The organism is Aetokthonos hydrillicola CCALA 1050 (genome assembly GCF_017591665.1).
GTDB classification, from domain to species: Bacteria; Cyanobacteriota; Cyanobacteriia; order Cyanobacteriales; family Nostocaceae; genus Aetokthonos; species Aetokthonos hydrillicola.
Genome location: NZ_JAAKGC010000341.1, coordinates 1 through 1,813, shown reverse-complemented (window position 1 = coordinate 1,813; position 1,813 = coordinate 1). Strand labels below are relative to the sequence as shown.

Here is a 1,813-nt window from a genome sequence, read left to right as displayed (position 1 = left end):
GGTGCTGAGCGTGTCATTGCGATTGATCGAGTTCCCGAACGCCTGCAAATGGCGAAAGATGGCAAAGCTGAAGTCCTTAATTACGAGGAAGTCGATGTGGGCGAAGCCTTGAAGGAAATGACAGGAGGGCGTGGTCCTGACGCTTGCATTGACGCTGTGGGAATGGAAGCACATGGTATGGGTCTAGAGGGACTTTATGACAAAGCAAAACAGGCAGTGCGGTTAGAAACTGATCGCCCCCCTGTGCTACGGCAAGCGATCGTGGCTTGTCGCAAAGGTGGCACTGTGTCGATTCCCGGAGTATATGGAGGCTTCGTAGACAAGATACCAATGGGTGCTGCCATGAACAAAGCTTTGACGTTTAAAACGGGACAAACGCACGTTCATCGGTACTTGCGTCCTTTACTTGAGCGTGTCCAAAATGGCGATATCGACCCATCTTTTGTCATCACCCATCGTCTGCCGCTAGAACAAGCACCGCACGGCTACGAAATTTTCAAGCACAAGAAGGACAACTGTATCAAGATCGTGCTCAAGCCAGGTCAGACTGCCTAAAACCCCACAAGAACACGAAAAAACCAAGTCTAGCCAACACTTTAGGAGATAGAGATGACACAAGAGCTCACAGATAAGAAAGTTGCCATTCTGGTTACGGATGGCTTTGAGCAAGTTGAAATGGCTCAACCCAAGCAAGCCCTTGAGTCAGCAGGTGCTCAGACCCACATCATTTCACCTAAGAGCGATCGCGTTCAGGGCTGGAACCATTATGACAAAGGGGATTTTTTCCCGGTAGATGTCCCCCTCGATCAAGTAAATCCAGCCGACTATGATGCCCTCCTGCTTCCCGGTGGTGTTGCCAATCCAGATCAACTTCGGACTAATGCTAAGGCGATCAAGTTTATAAAGTCCTTCTTCGATACTGACAAGCCAGTAGCGGTGATCTGCCACGGACCTTGGACTCTGATCGAGGCAGATGTGGTGCGCGCAAGAAGGCTCACCTCGTGGCCGTCGCTCAAGACCGATCTCCAGAACGCAGGTGCCCAGTGGGTAGATCAGGAAGTTGTAGTTGATAACAATCTTGTGTCGAGCCGCAAACCAGACGATATCCCAGTCTTCAACCGGGAAATGATCGAGCTGTTCAGCCATGCAGGGCAGGTACAGCAGATAGTGTGAGGACTCGGAGCGTTAATCAGGAGGACAGGTATGGAACAGCATCAATTTGGTTCTACGCAGCGCGAGGTGGCAGCGATCGGTCAAGGAACCTGGTACATCGACAACGGTGACCGCGCCTCTGCGATCGCCGCTTTGCGCCAAGGACTCGATCTCGGTATGACCCATATCGACACGGCACAGATGTATGGCAGCGCCGAGGAAGTGGTCGCCGAGGCGATCGCTGGACGACGCGATCAGGTTTTTCTGGTTTCCAAGGTTCTTCCTGGAAATGCTTCTCGCAGAGGGACGATCGTAGCCTGCGAGAAATCGCTCGCTCGACTTCATACCGATAGGCTGGACTCTTATCTGTTGCACTGGCGTGGTCAACACCCACTGGAGGAAACGATCGCTGCCTTCGAGCAGCTTCAGCACGAGGGGAAAATTCTCTGCTGGGGTGTGAGCAACTTCGATGTGCCTGACCTTGAAGCAGTCCAGAAGATCGCCGCAGAGGGTTCGATCGCCTGCAATCAAGTCCTTTACCATTTGAGAGAGAGAGCGATCGAACACGCTGTGATCCCCTGGTGTGAGAAGCATGGGGTCGCCGTAGTCGCATATAGCCCGTTCGGTCATGGGGATTTTCCCAGCTCGCGCACAACCGCAG

General features: G+C 52.8%; 3 protein-coding genes. All 3 read left to right on the top strand.

The genetic code is table 11. The annotated features are described in order from the left end of the window. Positions 1–555 (top strand): zinc-binding dehydrogenase (locus G4P69_RS37705; protein ID WP_208355033.1); only part of this gene is annotated, 555 nt, incomplete at its 5' end. Positions 556–609: 54 nt separating this feature from the next. Next, complete coding sequence (locus G4P69_RS37700) at positions 610–1,173, top strand: type 1 glutamine amidotransferase domain-containing protein (protein ID WP_208355031.1); 564 nt, start codon at positions 610–612, stop codon at positions 1,171–1,173. 30 nt (positions 1,174–1,203) lie between these two features. Then, on the top strand, positions 1,204–1,813 hold a 610-nt coding region (locus G4P69_RS37695), incomplete at its 3' end, for an aldo/keto reductase (RefSeq protein WP_208355030.1).